This window comes from Pseudovibrio flavus, assembly GCF_009711345.1.
GTDB classification, from domain to species: domain Bacteria; phylum Pseudomonadota; class Alphaproteobacteria; order Rhizobiales; family Stappiaceae; genus Pseudovibrio; species Pseudovibrio flavus.
The window spans coordinates 226763-243879 of record NZ_SMMA01000066.1 but is presented as its reverse complement, the minus strand read 5'-3'; the positions used below and the strand labels follow the sequence as shown (position 1 = coordinate 243879).

13 protein-coding genes, 1 other RNA gene and 1 pseudogene are annotated in these 17117 nt (G+C 54.3%); all 15 read right to left on the bottom strand.

The window, feature by feature from the left end:
- Window positions 1–2: 2 nt before the first annotated feature.
- Window positions 3–968: a UDP-N-acetylmuramate dehydrogenase gene (murB, locus tag E1162_RS18050; protein WP_155134358.1), complete on the bottom strand. Its 966-nt coding sequence runs from the start codon at window positions 966–968 to the stop codon at window positions 3–5.
- Window positions 968–2383, bottom strand: coding sequence for a UDP-N-acetylmuramate--L-alanine ligase (gene murC, locus E1162_RS18045; RefSeq protein ID WP_155134355.1), 1416 nt, complete (start codon window positions 2381–2383; stop codon window positions 968–970). The genes murB and murC overlap by 1 nt, the downstream gene beginning before the upstream one ends.
- Entirely contained in the window at window positions 2380–3504 is a 1125-nt protein-coding gene (murG, locus tag E1162_RS18040; protein ID WP_155134352.1) for an undecaprenyldiphospho-muramoylpentapeptide beta-N-acetylglucosaminyltransferase, read from the bottom strand. Before murG ends, murC begins: the two co-directional genes overlap by 4 nt.
- Window positions 3505–3520: 16 nt before the next feature.
- On the bottom strand, window positions 3521–4675 hold the full coding sequence (locus tag E1162_RS18035; protein ID WP_155134349.1) for an FtsW/RodA/SpoVE family cell cycle protein: 1155 nt from the start codon (window positions 4673–4675) through the stop codon (window positions 3521–3523).
- A complete protein-coding gene (murD, locus tag E1162_RS18030; protein ID WP_155134346.1) occupies window positions 4675–6075 on the bottom strand; it encodes a UDP-N-acetylmuramoyl-L-alanine--D-glutamate ligase in 1401 nt (466 codons plus the stop codon). The genes E1162_RS18035 and murD overlap by 1 nt, the downstream gene beginning before the upstream one ends.
- A gap of 10 nt (window positions 6076–6085) precedes the next feature.
- On the bottom strand, window positions 6086–7171 hold the full coding sequence (gene mraY / locus E1162_RS18025; RefSeq protein WP_155134343.1) for a phospho-N-acetylmuramoyl-pentapeptide-transferase: 1086 nt from the start codon (window positions 7169–7171) through the stop codon (window positions 6086–6088).
- Window positions 7172–7181: 10 nt separating this feature from the next.
- Window positions 7182–8975 carry a UDP-N-acetylmuramoylalanyl-D-glutamyl-2,6-diaminopimelate--D-alanyl-D-alanine ligase gene (locus E1162_RS19655; protein WP_257099129.1) on the bottom strand — a complete coding sequence of 598 codons (1794 nt, stop codon included), beginning with the start codon at window positions 8973–8975 and terminating at the stop codon, window positions 7182–7184.
- Between the two features lie 516 nt (window positions 8976–9491).
- A pseudogene (locus E1162_RS19650) lies at window positions 9492–10961 on the bottom strand (UDP-N-acetylmuramoyl-L-alanyl-D-glutamate--2,6-diaminopimelate ligase); the annotation flags it as partial.
- A gap of 95 nt (window positions 10962–11056) precedes the next feature.
- The gene (locus tag E1162_RS18015; RefSeq protein WP_155134336.1) at window positions 11057–12766 is read right to left on the bottom strand and encodes a peptidoglycan D,D-transpeptidase FtsI family protein; all 1710 of its coding nucleotides are present in this window, start codon (window positions 12764–12766) and stop codon (window positions 11057–11059) included.
- 9 nt (window positions 12767–12775) lie between these two features.
- On the bottom strand, window positions 12776–13129 hold the full coding sequence (ftsL, locus tag E1162_RS18010) for a cell division protein FtsL (RefSeq protein ID WP_155134333.1): 354 nt from the start codon (window positions 13127–13129) through the stop codon (window positions 12776–12778).
- 4 nt (window positions 13130–13133) lie between these two features.
- Entirely contained in the window at window positions 13134–14171 is a 1038-nt protein-coding gene (gene rsmH / locus E1162_RS18005; protein WP_155134330.1) for a 16S rRNA (cytosine(1402)-N(4))-methyltransferase RsmH, read from the bottom strand.
- A complete protein-coding gene (locus tag E1162_RS18000) occupies window positions 14171–14644 on the bottom strand; it encodes a division/cell wall cluster transcriptional repressor MraZ (RefSeq protein ID WP_155134327.1) in 474 nt (157 codons plus the stop codon). Before E1162_RS18000 ends, rsmH begins: the two co-directional genes overlap by 1 nt.
- A 540-nt stretch (window positions 14645–15184) precedes the next feature.
- The gene (locus E1162_RS17995) at window positions 15185–16006 is read right to left on the bottom strand and encodes a sugar phosphate isomerase/epimerase family protein (protein WP_155134324.1); all 822 of its coding nucleotides are present in this window, start codon (window positions 16004–16006) and stop codon (window positions 15185–15187) included.
- 150 nt (window positions 16007–16156) lie between these two features.
- Window positions 16157–16300, bottom strand: a complete 144-nt coding sequence (locus E1162_RS17990) for a hypothetical protein (protein WP_155134321.1) — start codon at window positions 16298–16300, stop codon at window positions 16157–16159.
- A 421-nt stretch (window positions 16301–16721) separates the two neighbouring features.
- Window positions 16722–17117: RNase P RNA component class A (gene rnpB, locus E1162_RS17985), an RNA gene on the bottom strand.

Genomic DNA, 17117 nt, shown 5'->3' with positions numbered 1-17117 from the left:
GATTACTCCCCTACTTCGCCAAGGAAAGGCAGCACTTCACGGTCCTCTGCGAACCGTCCAAGACGCTTAATTTCCCATTCCAGACGAATACCTGTCGCCTTTGCAGCGCGGGCACGAACCGTTTCACCTAGAGTTTCGAGGTCGTAAGCTGTCGCATCCGCAGTGTTCAACATAAAGTTGCAATGCAATTCCGACATTTTTGCGCCGCCGATTTGCAATCCACGGCAACCAGCAGCGTCAACGACTTTCCAAGCACTCGTTCCCTCAGGGTTCTTGAAGGTCGAGCCACCTGTTTTTTCACGGATCGGCTGAGCTGCTTCACGGTGTGCAGTCACTTCATCCATCTCGCGGCGGATGACGCCCTCGTCCTCGTGGTAGCCCTCAAGCACAGCACTGGTAAAAATAAGGTCCTTCGGCGCGGAGGAATGGCGATAGGCATAGCCCATATCCTCATTGCTCAAAGTGACAATTTCGCCCGATCTTGAGACTGCGTTAACGTTAACGACCCGTTGCTTTGTCTCTGTACCGTGGGCACCTGCATTCATGCGCAGTGCTCCGCCAAGAGCACCTGGAATACCGGTGTAGAACGCAAAACCGCCAATAGAGTTCTGGGCAGCAACTTCCGCCAGCTTCTTGTCCGGCACGCTTGCGCCTGCCTTCAGGCGGTGACCACCAAGGTGCTCAACCTGACCAAAGCCCTTCATTGGCAGGCGAATAACAACGCCTTCGATGCCGCCGTCACGAACCAGCAGGTTGGAACCAAGGCCAACCACAGTAACAGGCACTTCCTCTGGCAAAGCTTTGAGGAAGGTTGCAAGGTCCAATTCATCAGCCGGCTGGAACAGCAACTGCGCTGGACCGCCTACACGAAACCATGTGATTGCGGAGAGCAGCTGGTTAGGCACCAAACGCCCGCGGATTTCATTGGCAGTATCACCAAGCAGCGGCAGAAGATCAGGATAGGTCATCAAGCCTCCCCGCCATCAAGTGCAGCCAGTTCCTCTGGAAGCTTGTAGGCCCACTGAGTGATAGTGCCAGCGCCGAGGCAAACAACAAAGTCACCCGGCTGCGCAAGTTCACGAACAGTTGCAGCAAGTTCCTGAGGAACTGTGATGGAATGAACGGAGCGGTGACCGCCTGCTTTCAAACCGGAAACAAGGCCCTGCTCGTCAAAGCCTTCAATCGGCGCTTCACCGGCAGAATAGACCGGAGCGACAATCACGCTGTCAGCATCGTTAAAGCAGGTGCAGAAGTCTTCAAACAGGCTCTCAAGACGAGAATAGCGGTGCGGCTGAACAACAGCGACCACTTTACCCTTGGTTGCTTCACGTGCTGCATGGAGCACTGCTTTGATTTCAACCGGATGGTGACCGTAATCGTCGAAGATTTCGACGCCGTTCCAAGTGCCGGTGTGGGTGAAGCGACGCTTCACACCGCCAAAGCCTGCAAGGCCCTTGCGAATATCTTCGCCGGAAATGCCAAGCTGATAAGCAACAGCGATTGCAGCCGTTGCGTTGGAAACGTTGTGCAGACCCGGCATTGGCAGAACGAGGTCTTCAAGCACCTCTTCCTCACCCGTCTGGCGATCACGCAAATGAACGGAGAACTGCGCCTTGGCACCGTTCATCGTAACGTTCATGAAACGCACGTCAGACTGAGGGTTGCTGCCGTAGGTCACGATCTTGCGGTCTTCGATCTGGCCAACCAGAGACTGAACCTCAGGGTGGTCCAGACACATAACCGCAAAGCCATAAAACGGAACGTTCTCGACAAACTGGGTGAATGCAGCGCGAACGCCTTCAAAGTCACCGTAGTGGTCAAGGTGCTCAGGGTCGATGTTGGTCACAACAGCAATGTCGGCAGGAAGCTTTACGAACGTGCCGTCAGACTCGTCAGCCTCAACCACCATCCAGTCGCCATCGCCCATACGTGCGTTGGTTCCGTAAGCGTTGATGATACCGCCGTTGATTACGGTCGGGTCCATACTGCCAGCATCCAGAAGCGCAGCGACCATAGAGGTGGTCGTTGTCTTGCCGTGCGTGCCGCCAATAGCGATCGCCTGCTTGAAGCGCATCAGCTCAGCCAGCATCTCAGCGCGGCGTACCACAGGCAGCAGACGTTCACGCGCAGTGCGCAGCTCTACGTTTTCCGCCTTGATTGCAGATGAGATAACAACAACAGCAGCACCATCAAGGTTTTCAGCCTCATGGCCAACCATCACCTTGATACCTTTTTCACGCAGACGCTGAACGTTTGCGTTTTCGGACATATCCGAACCCTGCACGGTATAACCGAGCTTGTGCAGCACTTCGGCAATGCCGCTCATACCAATGCCGCCAATCCCTACGAAATGCACGGGCCCCAGGTTACCAGGCATCTTCATTGGCTTTTTCCTTCCTCTTCATTTCCAGATGCTGTTCCGGCGACCTGTTCAACGAGGTCAGCAAGACGGGAAACCGCATCAGGACGTCCTTGCGTTTTTGCAGCAGCTGCGGATGCTGCCAGCTTTTCAGGGGAAGCCATCAGGCTTCCAATTTCAGATGCAAAGCGCTCCGGTGTTAGTTCGCTCTGCTTGATAACGGCTGCACCGCCCACGCTCTCCAGCACCTTGGCGTTGTTGCCTTGGTCGTTATCGAGAGCGCCCGGAAGCGGCACCAGAATGGATGGCCTGCCGATGGCGGCCAGTTCGCACACCGTGCCCGCGCCGGCCCGCGCCACCACCAGATGGGCATTAGCGATGCGTTCAGGCAGATCTGTAAAGAACGAAGCAAGCTCCGCCTTAACACCAAGCTGGTCGTAAGCCTCTTGAACGCGCTGAAGATCTTCCGGTCGGCACTGCTGCACGATGGAAAGACGGTTGCGCTGATCATCGGAAAGCTGCGCGAGCATAAGTGGCATGGCGTCGGAGAAGAAACGCGCACCCTGACTACCGCCGGTTACCAGCAGACGAAACGGGCCTTCAGTCTCTGGTGCTTCATAGGCGCGATCACACACTGCCAGCACATTATCGCGAAGCGGGTTGCCGGTAGCGTTCACCTTAGCGGCAATGGACGCTTCCAAACCTGCCAGCGGGAACGTTGTTGCAACCACTGTCGCCTGTCTTGCAAGCATCGTGTTCGCACGGCCAAGAACGGCATTGGCTTCATGAAGGATTGTCGGCAACCTGCAAAGACGCGCGGCAAACATAGGCGGGAATGTCGGATATCCGCCAAAGCCTACCATCACTTTGCCTTTGGAACGGCGCACAACACCAATTGACTGGAAAGTACCCATCATCAGCTTCAGCGCTGTTTTGGCGAGCGAAATCGGGTTCTTGGAGCGAATGGTCTCGCTATCGACAAGATGGACCTCATCAGCAGGAAAAGCGCTGCCGTACTTGTCAGCGCGCTCATCTGTCAGCAGTTCAATCCGGTAACCGCGACGCCCAAGTTCTGCGGCCAGAGCCTGAGCTGGAAACAAGTGCCCGCCTGTTCCACCGGCTGTAAGCAATATTGTTGTTTTCATTAATGAACTCCGAAACTCACGAGGCTACCGGCGGTGCGCGGTGCACACCAATCGTCGGTGTTCTGCGAGGACGTGGACGACGCCGTGTCAACGCAAGAACGAACCCCATGGTCAAGGCAAGAGCAAGAAGAGAAGAGCCACCATAGGAGATGAAAGGCAGGGTCATGCCTTTAGCAGGCATAAGGTTGAGGTTCACCATCATGTTGATGCAGCTTTGCAGGCCGAACATCACCACAAGACCGGCGATAGCAAGACGGGCAAAAGCATCATGCTCACGCGCAGCGCATAGAAGACCGCGGATCACCACAAAGGCAAAAACAAGAACAATCGCAAGACACAAGACGATACCGTATTCTTCCGCCACCACTGCGAAGATAAAGTCGGTGTGACTATCCGGCAGAATGCGCTTCACGGTGCCCTCGCCCACGCCGCGACCAAGCCAGCCGCCAGCAAGGAACGAGTCCATCGCGCGGTCAATCTGGTAAGTGTCGCCAGACTCTGGATTAAGAAAGCGCATCACGCGGTCGCGTACGTGCGGAAGATAGTTATAGCCCGCAACCATACCGCCAAGGCCAAGAAGACCCATCGGAACAATTGCAAACCATGACAGGCCATTGAGGAAGAACAGACCAAACATAACGATGCCGAGTAGCATCGTCTGGCCGAAGTCAGGCTGCGCTACCAACAAAGCAGCAACGATACCAAACAGGAGCAGCGAGAATGTGCCACCCGGAATTTCCGCTCGTTTACGCGCTTCAGACAGTAAAAACGCAACAAGCACCACGAGCGCGGGCTTAACAAACTCCGACGGCTGCAAGGAAAATCCGAACAGAGAGAACCAGCGGCGAGCGCCCTTAATCTCGGTTCCACCGAACAGCGTCAGTATCATCAGCGCCACAGCACCGATAAAGCACGCAAGCGCCAAACGCCGAACCATGCGCGGGTTAAGCGTAGAAACGCCAAGCAGAATGATAATGCTCGGGATCAGGAAGATCGCCTGACGTTTTACAAAATGGAACGGGTCAAGGCCAAGGCGCTCAGCTACCGGCGGACTAGCCGCTAGAGACAGAATAACTCCCGACAGCATAAGAACGAGAATGCCCGCCAAAAGATAGCGGTCAATCGTCCAGAGCCATTCGGAAATCGGACCTCGGTCAACCCGTGAAACCATTAGCGCTCTCCCTGACCAGACAGGTTTTCTGCACATACGCGGGCCAGCGCTTCAAACGCTTCACCACGTACTTCGAAACTCGGGTACTGATCAAAAGACGCACATGCAGGAGAAAGCAGAACTGCTACCTCCCCGCTGTTATCCCGCCCTGCATCATGCGCAGCAGCGGCGACGGCCTCATCAAGGCCAACAAACACCATGGTCTCAGTAAGACCTTGGAAGCTTTCTGCAAATTCCTGAGCCGCTTCACCGATGAAGTAGGCTTTGGCAATTTTCGGCGCGTATGATTTCAGTGAAGAAATCCCGCCAATCTTTGGTCTGCCGCCTGCAATCCAGTAGATACGGTCATAGCTTGCCAGCGCATAGGCAGTCGCATCTGCGTTGGTGCCTTTACTGTCGTTGACGAAGAGCACATTGCCTGCGCGAGCAACCAGTTTCTGACGATGAGCAAGACCCGGGAAGCTCTTGAGACCTGCGATAATCTCCTCGCGCTCCAAACCAAGCGCTGCCGCCACGCTAACAGCTGCTGCTGCATTCTGGGCATTGTGAGATCCGCGCAAAGAAAGACAGCCTTCAAGGTCCGCGACCTCTTCGCTTTCCCCGTCAACGCTTTCAAACAGTTTCGTGCCAACGGCATAAACACCATCATCAACGAACGATGTTACAGAGATGCGGTCTACCGGCACGTCTTCGCCAACAAGGCGCTCTGCAATTTCGGCACAGTAGCTATCATCAACGCCGACAACTGCTAGACGGCTACCGCGAACCAAACGTTCTTTTATAGCAGCATAGCTTTCCATATCGCCATGACGATCAAGGTGGTCTGGTGTCAGGTTCAAAAGAACACCAACATCTGGCGCAAGCGATGGTGCAAGGTCGATCTGGTAGCTAGAGCACTCGATCACATAAACCTTGTCTTCGTCCATAGCGTCGAGATCAAGGATCGGGCGGCCGATGTTTCCGCCCATCTGCACATCCATACCCGCTTGTGACAGCAGGTGGGAAATTAGGGCGGTGGTGGTAGATTTGCCGTTGGTGCCAGTAATGGCGACGAACGCACACTCAGGACATCCCTGCTCGCGTTCGCGTACAAACAGTTCGACATCACCGATGACTTCAACACCAGCTTCATGAGCCATCTTTACCGACCAATGCGGCTCTGGGTGAGTGAGGGGCACACCCGGCGCTACGACAAGGGCTGCATAACGGCTGAAGTCCACATCGCGCAGGTCGATAGCATCGAGGCCAGCATCCAGCGCTGCATCAACACGGGCGGTAGAGTCATCCCACACATCCACGCGGGCACCACCAGCAACCAGAGCTTTGGCAGTTGCCATTCCCGACCCGCCAAGGCCGAACAGCGCGACCTCACGACCTTTGAAAATGGTAATCGGGATCATAGTCGGCCTCCTAGCGCAGTTTCAGTGTCGCAAGCCCGATGAGGGCAAGAACAACTGCAATGATCCAGAAGCGGATAACGACTTGTGACTCGGTCCAACCAAGGTGCTCGAAGTGATGGTGAATTGGAGCCATCTTGAACACGCGCTTACCGGTAAGCTTGAAGGATGCGACCTGAACAATAACAGATACAGCTTCCAGCACGAACAAACCGCCGATGATAGCAAGAACGATTTCGTGCTTTGTCGCGACCGCTACTGCGCCCAGCATACCACCCATCGCAAGAGAACCGGTATCACCCATGAAAATGGCGGCAGGCGGCGCGTTAAACCACAAGAACCCTAGCCCTGCGCCAATCACAGCACCGCATAGCACCGCAAGCTCACCAGTGCCCGGAACATGGTTAATTTGTAGGTAGCTCGCAAAAACGGCGTTACCACTGAGGTAAGCGATAAGCGCAAAAGACGCCGCCGCAATCATCACCGGTACAATCGCCAAGCCGTCAAGACCGTCCGTCAGGTTCACCGCATTACCGGCGCCAACCATGACGAAGGCAGCGAACGGAATGAAGAACAGACCAAGGTTGATGGTGAGGTCTTTGAGGAACGGGAAGCCGATCGCAGTTGCGTTCTGACCGGAATCCAGCAGGGAAACGGCAAAAGCTGCAGCACCTGCAATGAGGAACTCAATGCCAAGGCGCGCTTTACCGCTAAAGCCCTTATGGGTCGCGCGGGTCACTTTCAGGTAGTCATCATAAAAGCCGATCAAGCCAAAGCCGACGGTCACACCCAGCACAATCCAAGTGTACGGATTTGCAAGGTTTGCCCAAAGCAGCGTTGCAACAATCATACCCGACAAGATCATCAGGCCGCCCATGGTAGGCGTACCCTTTTTGGTCAACAGATGGCTCTGCGGACCGTCCTCACGGATTGGCTGTCCTTTACCCTGCTTGAGGCGCAGTGTGGAGATGATTTTCGGCCCGAACAAAAAGACGAACAGCAGCGCGGTCATAATCGCGCCACCTGTGCGGAAGGTAATGTACCTAAAAACGTTCAGTGCCGAGAACTGGCCAGCCAGCTCTCCCAGAAAATACAACATTCAATAGTCCTCAAGCCGGGTCTGAATTGGCCTCGGTTGGAAAATGCTTTTTCAAGGTCTCCACGAGCGGTCCCATTTTGGTGCCCAAGGAGCCTTTAATCATAATAATGTCATTCACACGAACCGCACGAACGATGGTTTCACGCAGTTCGTCGGATGATTCTGCATACGCGCCACGCACCGTTTCAGGCAAGCGTTCCCAAAGGTGTGCCATATGCGTACCCACACAATAAACCGTATCGATTCGTGCTTGAGCCAAATCTCGCGCCAAATCAGCGTGGAACTTGTCGGAATTCTCGCCCAGCTCAAGCATATCGCCAAGAACAGCGATACGGCGACCGTTGCGCAGTGGCGTTTGCTCACCCAGTACAGCAATCGCTGCCCGCATGCTTGCAGGGTTTGCATTGTAGCTCTCGTCAATGAGAACTGCATTGCCACCGCGCATGCTTAGTACGGTCTGCTCACCCCGCCCCTTCGGCGCACGCATATCGGCAAGGGCCAAGCCCGCACGGGCAAGGTCTGCGCCCAGCTTGCAAACACCAAGCAGAACGGCAAGAGAGTTCAGAACGTAGTGATTACCCGGCGCGCCGATTTTGTAGGTGATCTCTTCACCCAGAACCACAGCATTAAGGCTGGTGCAATCAGCGGTCGTTGCGGTCTTGGTTACATAAGCATCGCAACCCGCGCGGCGGCCGAAGGTAACAATATCCTTCACACCTGCAACACTTGCCAGATAACGCAGCAGGTCATACTGGCGGTTATCGCGGTTAAGAACAGCAGCGCCGCCCGGCTCCAGACCCGCAAAGATCTCTGCCTTGGCTTTTGCAATCTGCTCAACAGAGTCGAATGCAGCCAGATGAACAGGTTCAACAGTGGTGATGATAGCCACATGCGGACGAACCATTCTGGAAAGTGGCGTAATTTCGCCCGGATGGTTCATGCCGATTTCGAAAATACCGAAATCAGTGTCTTTTGGCATGCGAGCCAAAGTCAGCGGCACACCCCAATGGTTATTGAAGGATGCAACTGGCGCGTGGGTCTTGCCAGAACGCGATAGCGCAAGGCGAAGGGCTTCCTTCGTGCCGGTTTTACCGACGGAACCTGTAACAGCAATCACACGGCCATTCATACGGCTACGCGATGCGATACCGAGACGTTCCAACGCTTCCAGCACATCGTCAACGACGAGGTACGCACGGCGGCGTGGCAGATCAGCAAGCTTCTCACGGGCAACAACCGCAATAGCCGCACCGCCGGAAAGCGCGGTCTCAACGAAGTCGTGGCCATCCATGCGATCACCCTTGATCGCAAAGAAGGCATCACCCTCAGAGATGCTACGGCTATCGATGGAAATACCGTTGATGAGCTGACCCGGCTGGCCCATGAGTTCACCGCCAATAGCGACAGCAAAATCATGCAGCGTCCAAAGAGCAGCATCACCGCCTTCTGGTTCAACCTGAGCCAGATGGGCATTCACAAGCTCTGGAGCTTTGCGAGGAAGCGGCTTGGAGATAACCTTACGCGCCTGCGGCAAGGATGCCGGAACGCGGGTGTGAATTGGAGCGGCTGCGAACTGCTCTGAGCGCGCCTTGGCTTCCTCATCAATCACCGGTTCTTCAACGGCAACACTTTCTTCCAGCGCTTCGGCTTCGACCTCGGCCTCAACTTCGTCGGTTACTTCGAAGGCTTCTGCCTCTTGGGCTACATCTTCAGCAACAACTTCATCGGCTTCAACAGCCTTACTAACATGCGCGATTTCGCCGGATGCCAGTAGCTTGTCAATCTCTTCAAATGCCGATGCCATGTCAGGATTTTCAGCGCTTAGCTGCTCTTCGGCAACTACATCGGCACCATCATCCAGCTTGGTATCAGCAAAGAGAGCATCATCAGCTTCAGCGGCTTCAACCTGCTCGTCTTTCTTGTCGTCGGAAAGGAAGGATAGGTCTTCCAGAACCGCCATCAAGCGAGCAGCATTGTCCTGCGAAACCTCTGCTGGCTTTTCGTCTGTAACTTCTTCAGCAACAGGTTCGCCCGCATTTTCAGCTTCAACGACAGGCTCGTCTGCTTCTGCAACTTCTTCTGTCGCTTCATCAGCAGGCGCTTGTTCTTCAGCAACCTCGTCCTGCTCGATAGCCAGATCGAGATCAAGGTCATCAAGCTGGAACTCTTTCGCCAGAGCATCTTCTAAGGACAGGCCATCGACTTCGACAGCTACATCATCATCGCCCTGCTCGTCAGCTTCATCAAAGATATCGAGGCCAAGGTCTTCCGCCAAGCTATCAAGGTTCACCAGCGCAGGTGCACCGGAGCGCTCCGCAGCTTCTTGCAGATCAGCAGCTTCAACAGCCTTCAGGATTTCTTCGTGATCGGAGAACGGCAGAACCTCGGAACCGACGATCTGACCGGTCTCGTGCCCTTTACCAGCAACGCAAAGCACGTCACCACCAACCATCATATCAACGGCACGGCGGATAGCAGTTGCACGGTCACCAATTTCGATAGCGGCCGGACAAGCATCGAGGATCTGGGAGCGGATGCCCTCAGGGTCTTCGGTACGCGGATTGTCATCAGTAACGATGGTGATATCAGCAAGGCGCTCGGAGATTTCGCCCATGAGCGGGCGTTTTCCGTTGTCGCGATCACCACCACAGCCGAACACGCAGATCAACCGGCCTTCGGTGAACGGGCGCAGAGCGGTGAGAACGTTTTCCAGCGCTTCTGGCTTGTGAGCATAGTCAACAAACGCAAGACCGCCGTTTGCTTTTGTCGCAACGTGCTCGATACGGCCCGGAGCGCCTTTCAGCTGCTCAAGGGCCTGCATAACAACGCCAGTTTCAACACCAGCGGCAATTGCGAGACCCGCAGCGATCAGCGCATTAGCGACTTGGAAATCACCTGCCAGCGGCAGAACGATGGTGTAGATGCCTTCAACGGTCTCAATGCCAAGAACCTGAGAGTAACCGTCAGCAGACATGGAAAGCAGGCGCAGGTTATTACCGTTAGCACCAACGGTAAACGGAACAAGACCACGCTCTTCGGCCACAGCCAGAATGCGATCAGCAAACGGGGTATCAGGATCTACTACAACCGCAGCGCCTTCTGGCAGCAGTTCGGTAAAGAGACGCAGCTTTGCCTGAAAATACTCTTCAACCGAGGCGTGGTAGTCCATGTGATCACGGCCAAGGTTAGTGAAACCAGCGGCAACCAGATCAACGCCATCAAGGCGGAATTGGTCAAGACCATGGCTGGAGGCTTCCATGGAAGCATGGGTCACGCCATCATCCGCAAGGCGTGCGAGGTCCTGATGCAGCTGCACTGGACCCGGAGTTGTCAGACCGCCATAGCTTTTGCCAGTGGAGGTGATCGTGCCCAAAGTACCAAGGCTTGCAGCATTGAGGCCAGCATACTCGAAAATCTGACGGGCAAATTCGGCAACCGATGTCTTGCCGCTTGTACCGGTAACAGCAACCATTGTTGCAGGCTGATGGCCAGCAAAACGGGCCGCCATGTAGGCAAGCTCACGGCGCGCGTCAGCGGCGGCGACCAGCGGCACACCTTTGGCAGCCTCGCGCACAGCATCATCAACACGATCGGCATCAATCAGAATTGCAGCAGCACCAGCTTCGACAGCCTGAGGGATATAGCTCACGCCATCAGCCTTAACCCCTTTGAGTGCAGCAAACAGGTAACCAGGCTCAACGCGTCGGCTGTCCTCGGTTAGACCGGTAATTTCAACATCCAGACCGTTTTCAGGGCTGGTGGCGGTTTCTATAATCTCTTCTAGCAACATAGCGCTGATATGTCCGGCCTATGAGACGTCAATGTGGCAGCAGGTCCCTACTCTCGAATGCCCCAGTAACGTTATCCAAATTATTATTGCGCCCCTCAGTAAGAAACGGCGATAGTCTCGCCACCTTCTATAAAGTTTGGCTTTACTCCTAGCATCGGTGCAATCCTACGTATGACAGAAGCGGTCGTTGGAACCACATTCCAACCGGCAGTCGCATACGGCTGCCCTTCCAACTTCTGAGGCTCATCCAGAGATAGCAGAACGATGTATTGCGGATCGCCCATCGGGAACGAACCCAAGAAGCTATTCAAGTAAATACCTTCCGCATAGCGACCATCGATAACTTTCTGCGATGTCCCCGTTTTTCCGCCAACATCATACCCCGGCACAGCGGCGCGGCGGCCAGAACCGTTTTTGACGTTCATACGGTTAAGCAGGCGAACAGCATCGCTGGTCTCTTGCGAGATTACCTGAGTGGCAACCTTGCTAGCTTCTTCCTCGGTTCGCGGCAGGAAGGTCGGATTAATGAACTTACCACCATTGACCAAGGTTGCACCCGCTACAGCTGTATGTAACGGCGTTACAGAAAGACCGTGACCAAAGGAAATGGTCATCGCAGCAACTTCGTTCCAGCGAGGAGGCAGAAGCGGCATAGCGCGTTCAGGAATTTCTGTGCGAAGCGGAGTGGTCAGACCCAGCTTTTCCATAAACTTGCGCTGCTCATCAATACCAACTGCCAGCATCATGCGAGCGGTACCGATGTTGGAAGAGTAGGTGAAGATTTCAGGTACGCTCAAAATGCGCTTTTTGCCGTGGAAGTCATCGATCATTCGGCCACCGGCACGGATCGGACGGCGTGCATCAAAGCTATCACCCAAGTTCACGTGGCCGCTGTCCAGCGCCATCGCAACAGTAATACCCTTGAACACAGAGCCCATCTCGAAAACACCAGCGGTGGTGCGGTTGAGACGATCAGGTAGCAGCGCTTCACGGCGATCGTTCGGGTCATAGTCCGGCAGCGAGACCATAGAGATAACTTCGCCGGTATGGACATCAAGCACCACGCCCATTGCCGCTTTGGCCTTGTAGTACTCCATCGCGCGGACCAGCTCGTCACGAACGGCATACTGAACGCGCAGGTCTACTGAGAGCTGAACAGGCTCCAAGGTCTTGTTGCTGGTGAAGCCAAGATCACGAAGATCCTTCAGCCATGCAGTATCAATGTACTTCTCAAGGCCGGAAATACCGTTGCCATCAACGTCCACGGTACCCAGAATGTGAGCTGCCGTGTTGCCGCCCGGATAGAAGCGGCGCTGTGTTTCTTCAAACCCGATGCCCGGCAAACCAAGATCATGGATCGCATCGCGCTGCGACATGGAAATTTCGCGGTCCAGATACACAAAACTCGCCTCACTCTTGAGACGCTTTTCAATAGTCGGTGTATCCAGATGCGGCAGAACGGAGATCAGCCCTTCAAAGACTTCATCAGGATCAGGAATCTTTTTAGGGTAAGCAACCAGATCAGCACTGCGAATATCCGTCGCCAGAATATCGCCGTTCCTGTCAAGGATATCTGGACGGGACATCAGCGTTGGCGAGCGGTAGGAGATGTACTCCCGCGCCTCTTCCGTATCCGCTGAGCCCAGCATCACGAGCCGACCACCAATTACGGTGAACACGCAGAAGAAAGCCATCATAGCAATGATGATGCGAGACTTTGCAGGCTCGCGAACAGTCGATTGCATGACCCGTTTTTTGCGGGCTTCTGGTGCTTTCAAAAAGGAGGTCGGTTCCAACGCTGCCATAATGCCCCCTTAACGAACAGCAGGAAGGGCACCAGCGTACCCACCCATACTATCATGTGCAGCTGGCTCAAGCTGAACCGGCTTCATCGGCAAGGCATCAAGTGTCGTGATCTGCTCGGCACCTAGAGGCTCAAGCTGAAGGTAACTGTTGTAACGATCAACCACGCCCTGCAAACGCGAAGGCTGATTGAGCGCACTCCACTGCGCCTTGTACCAACGAATATCTTCCCGCTCTTTCTCGATCTGACGCTGCAGTTCGGAAACGCGGTCGTTCAGGTGTTCGGTCGACATTTTCATGTCGTAAACCGCCACCGCGCCGACAACGACGGTGAACATGAAGACAAGGTTGATGATGCGCAGCAAGACGTTACCCCCCAAGCCCTTTGTAGGCTGCAAGGTGTGGAACCCCGGCCTCAAAGATGTCCAACTCCCTAGCCGGCGTATCCAGACGAAGACCAGCACGAAGACGAGCAGAACGCGCACGAGGGTTCATTGCCACCTCTTCGTCGCTTGCGTCCTGATTGCCCTTTACGATGTATTCAAAAGTTGCCGGAGGCACTTCCACCTCAGGCATATGACGGGAACCGCCACCACGTGTCTTGGTGCGATCTGCCAGAAAGCGCTTAACGATTCGGTCTTCCAAGCTATGGAAGGTCACCACAACAAGACGGCCACCCGGCTTGAGAATACGCTCCGCCGCAGCAAGAGCACCAGCAGCCTGATGCAGCTCGCCGTTCACATAAATGCGCAGCGCCTGAAACGTACGAGTTGCAGGGTGGATACCCGGCTTCTTCGGATTACGGCCAACAACCTTCTCAACCACACGAGCAAGCTCAACTGTACGCTCGAACGGCTTTTCATCACGCGCTCGGCAGATTGCGGCAGAAACGGCAGAAGCACGTTTTTCCTCGCCCAGCAAACCGATGATGCGGGTTAGGTCTTTCTGCGGCATGGTGTTGACCACGTCCGCAGCAGAAGGCCCTGCCTGCTCCATGCGCATATCCAGAGGTCCGTCACCACGGAACGAGAACCCGCGCTCAGGCTGGTCAAGCTGCATGGAGGACACACCAAGGTCCATCACAACGCCATCGACACCTTCAAAACCGCAGGAGCGCGCATGCTCATCCAGATCAACAAACTGGCCATGGACCAGCTTCAAGCGACCATCGTAAGCGTCAACCAGAGCCTGACCATTAGCAATTGCATCTGGGTCGCGATCAACCGCAACAACGGTTGCACCAGCGTTCAAAAAGGCTTTCGTGTAACCGCCCGCACCAAAGGTACCATCAACGATTACATCACCCGGCTTCGGCGCCATCGCTTCACATACACGATCCAGAAGAACCGGAATGTGAGGGGCAGAGCCGTCATCACCAGAGTTATTAGGATCTTTGCGATCGCTCATCACGCCGCTCCTCCCGCTTGACCGGAGAACCCAGGCTGCGATCCTGCCAGCACCGCCATAGCGCGTTTCATTGCTTCTTCGCGATGTGCACGGAACTTACCTGGTTCCCAGATCTGAAACTTGAATCCTTGACCTACAAAGGTCACTTCTTGATCAATGCCCGTATGGGCACGGATGCTGTCAGTCAGCACAATTCGACCATCACGGTCGATCTTCAGGGTCTCACTAGCACCATACAGCGCCGTAGATAGCACATCATATTCCATCGAAAGCGTCGAGAACCCCTCAAGTTTCTTTTGAATTTCGTGGGTCAAACCATGCCCACCGGCGTCCACTGCTTCCTGAAAAGGAGAAGGAAAACAATAAAGGCCTTCGAAACCGTCCTTCGCCAACGCCGCACGAAATGGCGCAGGGATCGATACACGACCCTTGGCATCCACCCGATTGGTGTAGTGCGAAACGAAGCCAGTCATTGTTCCTCTCAAGCGACCACTGAAATATGAGAGGCCGCCCATTAAAAAGTTTGCGCTTCCCTGAGGGCGTCCGACGCTTCCTGAAAAACTAAAGGACGCGATACGAACTCCCAGCCGAACGACAATTTTCCGGTTTTATTCGGGATACTATGGGATAACATGGGAAAGCATGGGACGTCAATCAAACAGCAACGATTTGATGCCGTCATTTATGGCAGAAGGCGAACCTGCACAGCAAAACATCCCCTACGACAACTAAAGGGGTAAAAATGTTTATATTTCATTTATTTATGGAAGTTTTGCGCAAAATAACGAGGAGTTGCACAGCTAAACAGGCAGCCGCAAAACGGGCATTTTCAAACAGCTATCAAAACACGGGACAGCAAGGTTCGCCCAAGCTTTTCCAGCTTGGTGGGGCGAGATTCCAAAGCATGGTGGGGCGTTTTCCCAAATCATCCCGTAGAGAGCGCAAATCACACACCAAGCCAGCGCTGAAAGCAGCTAGTCAGCACAAGCCTATGATCTCTTTAAGGTAATTGATTATTGAGCTAGACCCAACTTTTCCAGATGAGCCGCCGCCTCTGGTATTTTAGAGTTCTCAAAGAGCTCAATCAGCAATCGAGGCCTTGAACCCTCAGCCCACAGCACCTCGAAAAACTCAGACCAATTGATAGTGCCTGCACCCATTTCCCAATGACGATCCGCGAGCCCGTCGCAGTCCTGCAGGTGGATATGTTGAAGATGAGCGCCTGCAGAACGTACCCATTCCGCCAGCTCCGGCCCATCATGCGTTTTGTGCGCGTAATAGGCATGGCCTGTATCAAGAGAAACCGCGAGCGCTGAACTATCAAAGCGCTCCACTAGCTGCCTGCGGAAATCGGGATCAACATCCTCTGCATTTTCCAAAACGAGCGTACAGCCGATATTTTCCGCTCTTTGAACCGCTTCGCTAATATTTTCCTGCGTGCGATCAAGCAACCCATCCACGGCGCCAATGTAGTTTTCACGGTTGTGGTGAAGCCAGATCGTATAGGGGCTGTGTAATACGAGCTGCGTCGCCCCCAGTGCTTCGCACGCATCCAGTGACTGCATCAGGCGCTTTTTCAGCACCTCAACCACGTCCACATCCAGCGAACCGAGACCAGCATCCCAGAACGGCCCATGCAATCCCAAGCGCCCGCGATAGTCGGAAAGCATCGCCTTGATGCTACTTGCCTGCTCACTCCAGTCGCTATTGAGCGTAGAACCCATAACGAAGTCCTGCAACTCAAGATCGCGCTGCTTTTCCAGAACCCAATCGAGATGATCGGGAAGCTCAAAGCTCGTCAGCGCAGCACCTAATACCGGAAGTGTCGAAGGCATATCAAATCACTCAAATAAACGCTTGAAACACTCGGCAACCTAACGAAGTAAAAAGCACCTGTCAGCAACCTTCATCATCACAAACAAAAACCGCACCTCATTTCACTGAGACGCGGCTCATATTCTCATCGTCAAAGCTGGATACCGGCTTCAGTCAGCAAACAGCTCAGGAACGCTCATTCCAAGTTCGGAGCAGATGACGCTTAGCTTATCCATTGGAGGCTCAAGCCCATCCTCGATAACTGAACGCAGATATTGCGCTTCAAAACCAGCCTTGGAGCTGACTTCATCCATGCTCGTTCCCAAGTCCGTTATTTTCTCCAAGAGCCGCTGCCGCCACAACTCATTTGGAACAAAAAGGCTATCCACCAAGTGCACCTCCCTGCATGCAAGCCCGACGCATTCACAATGCGCCTGATCCACACAATCTATGCACTATCACCTACACCCTCCAAGCTGGAACTTTGAACTAGTCCATTCCACTAGGTGAGCTTCCCCAAGGTTTATTTCGCGGCACACTTCCAAGAATAATAGGAAAATGGGTCAGCGCTTTCTCGCAAAGCACCAGCGAAGAAACCGAGAGGTTTCAAGCATATTCAATAGAAGTACCCCAACTAGGGATAAAAAATAAATGCGTTGCAACACACGATAAAAGTGCATGCATTACACACATGCACCTCGAAACAACTAAGACTGTTGTTTATAGCAGTTAAAAGGAGCCAGACGGCCTGTAAGCCGGGTTCTGTATGGCGCAACACCCGAAGGTGCGCACGCGACGACTATTCATCTGGGACGCCCATTGCTGAACGCCTCTAGCAACCAACCCGGGTGGTCAGGTCTGGAGAAGACTGGAAGTCAAGCTTCCGCGCCACCCCTATTCGGTCTTGCTCCCGGTGGGGTTTACCATGCCGTCTCTGTTGCCAGATACGCGGTGAGCTCTTACCTCACCCTTTCACCCTTACCTCCACATGTGAAGGCGGTATACTCTCTGTGGCACTTTCCCTAAGGTCACCCTCGCCGGACGTTATCCGGCACCGTTTCTCCATGGAGCCCGGACTTTCCTCCACCACGGCCTTTCGACACTTGTGGCAGCAGCCGTCCGGCCGTCTGG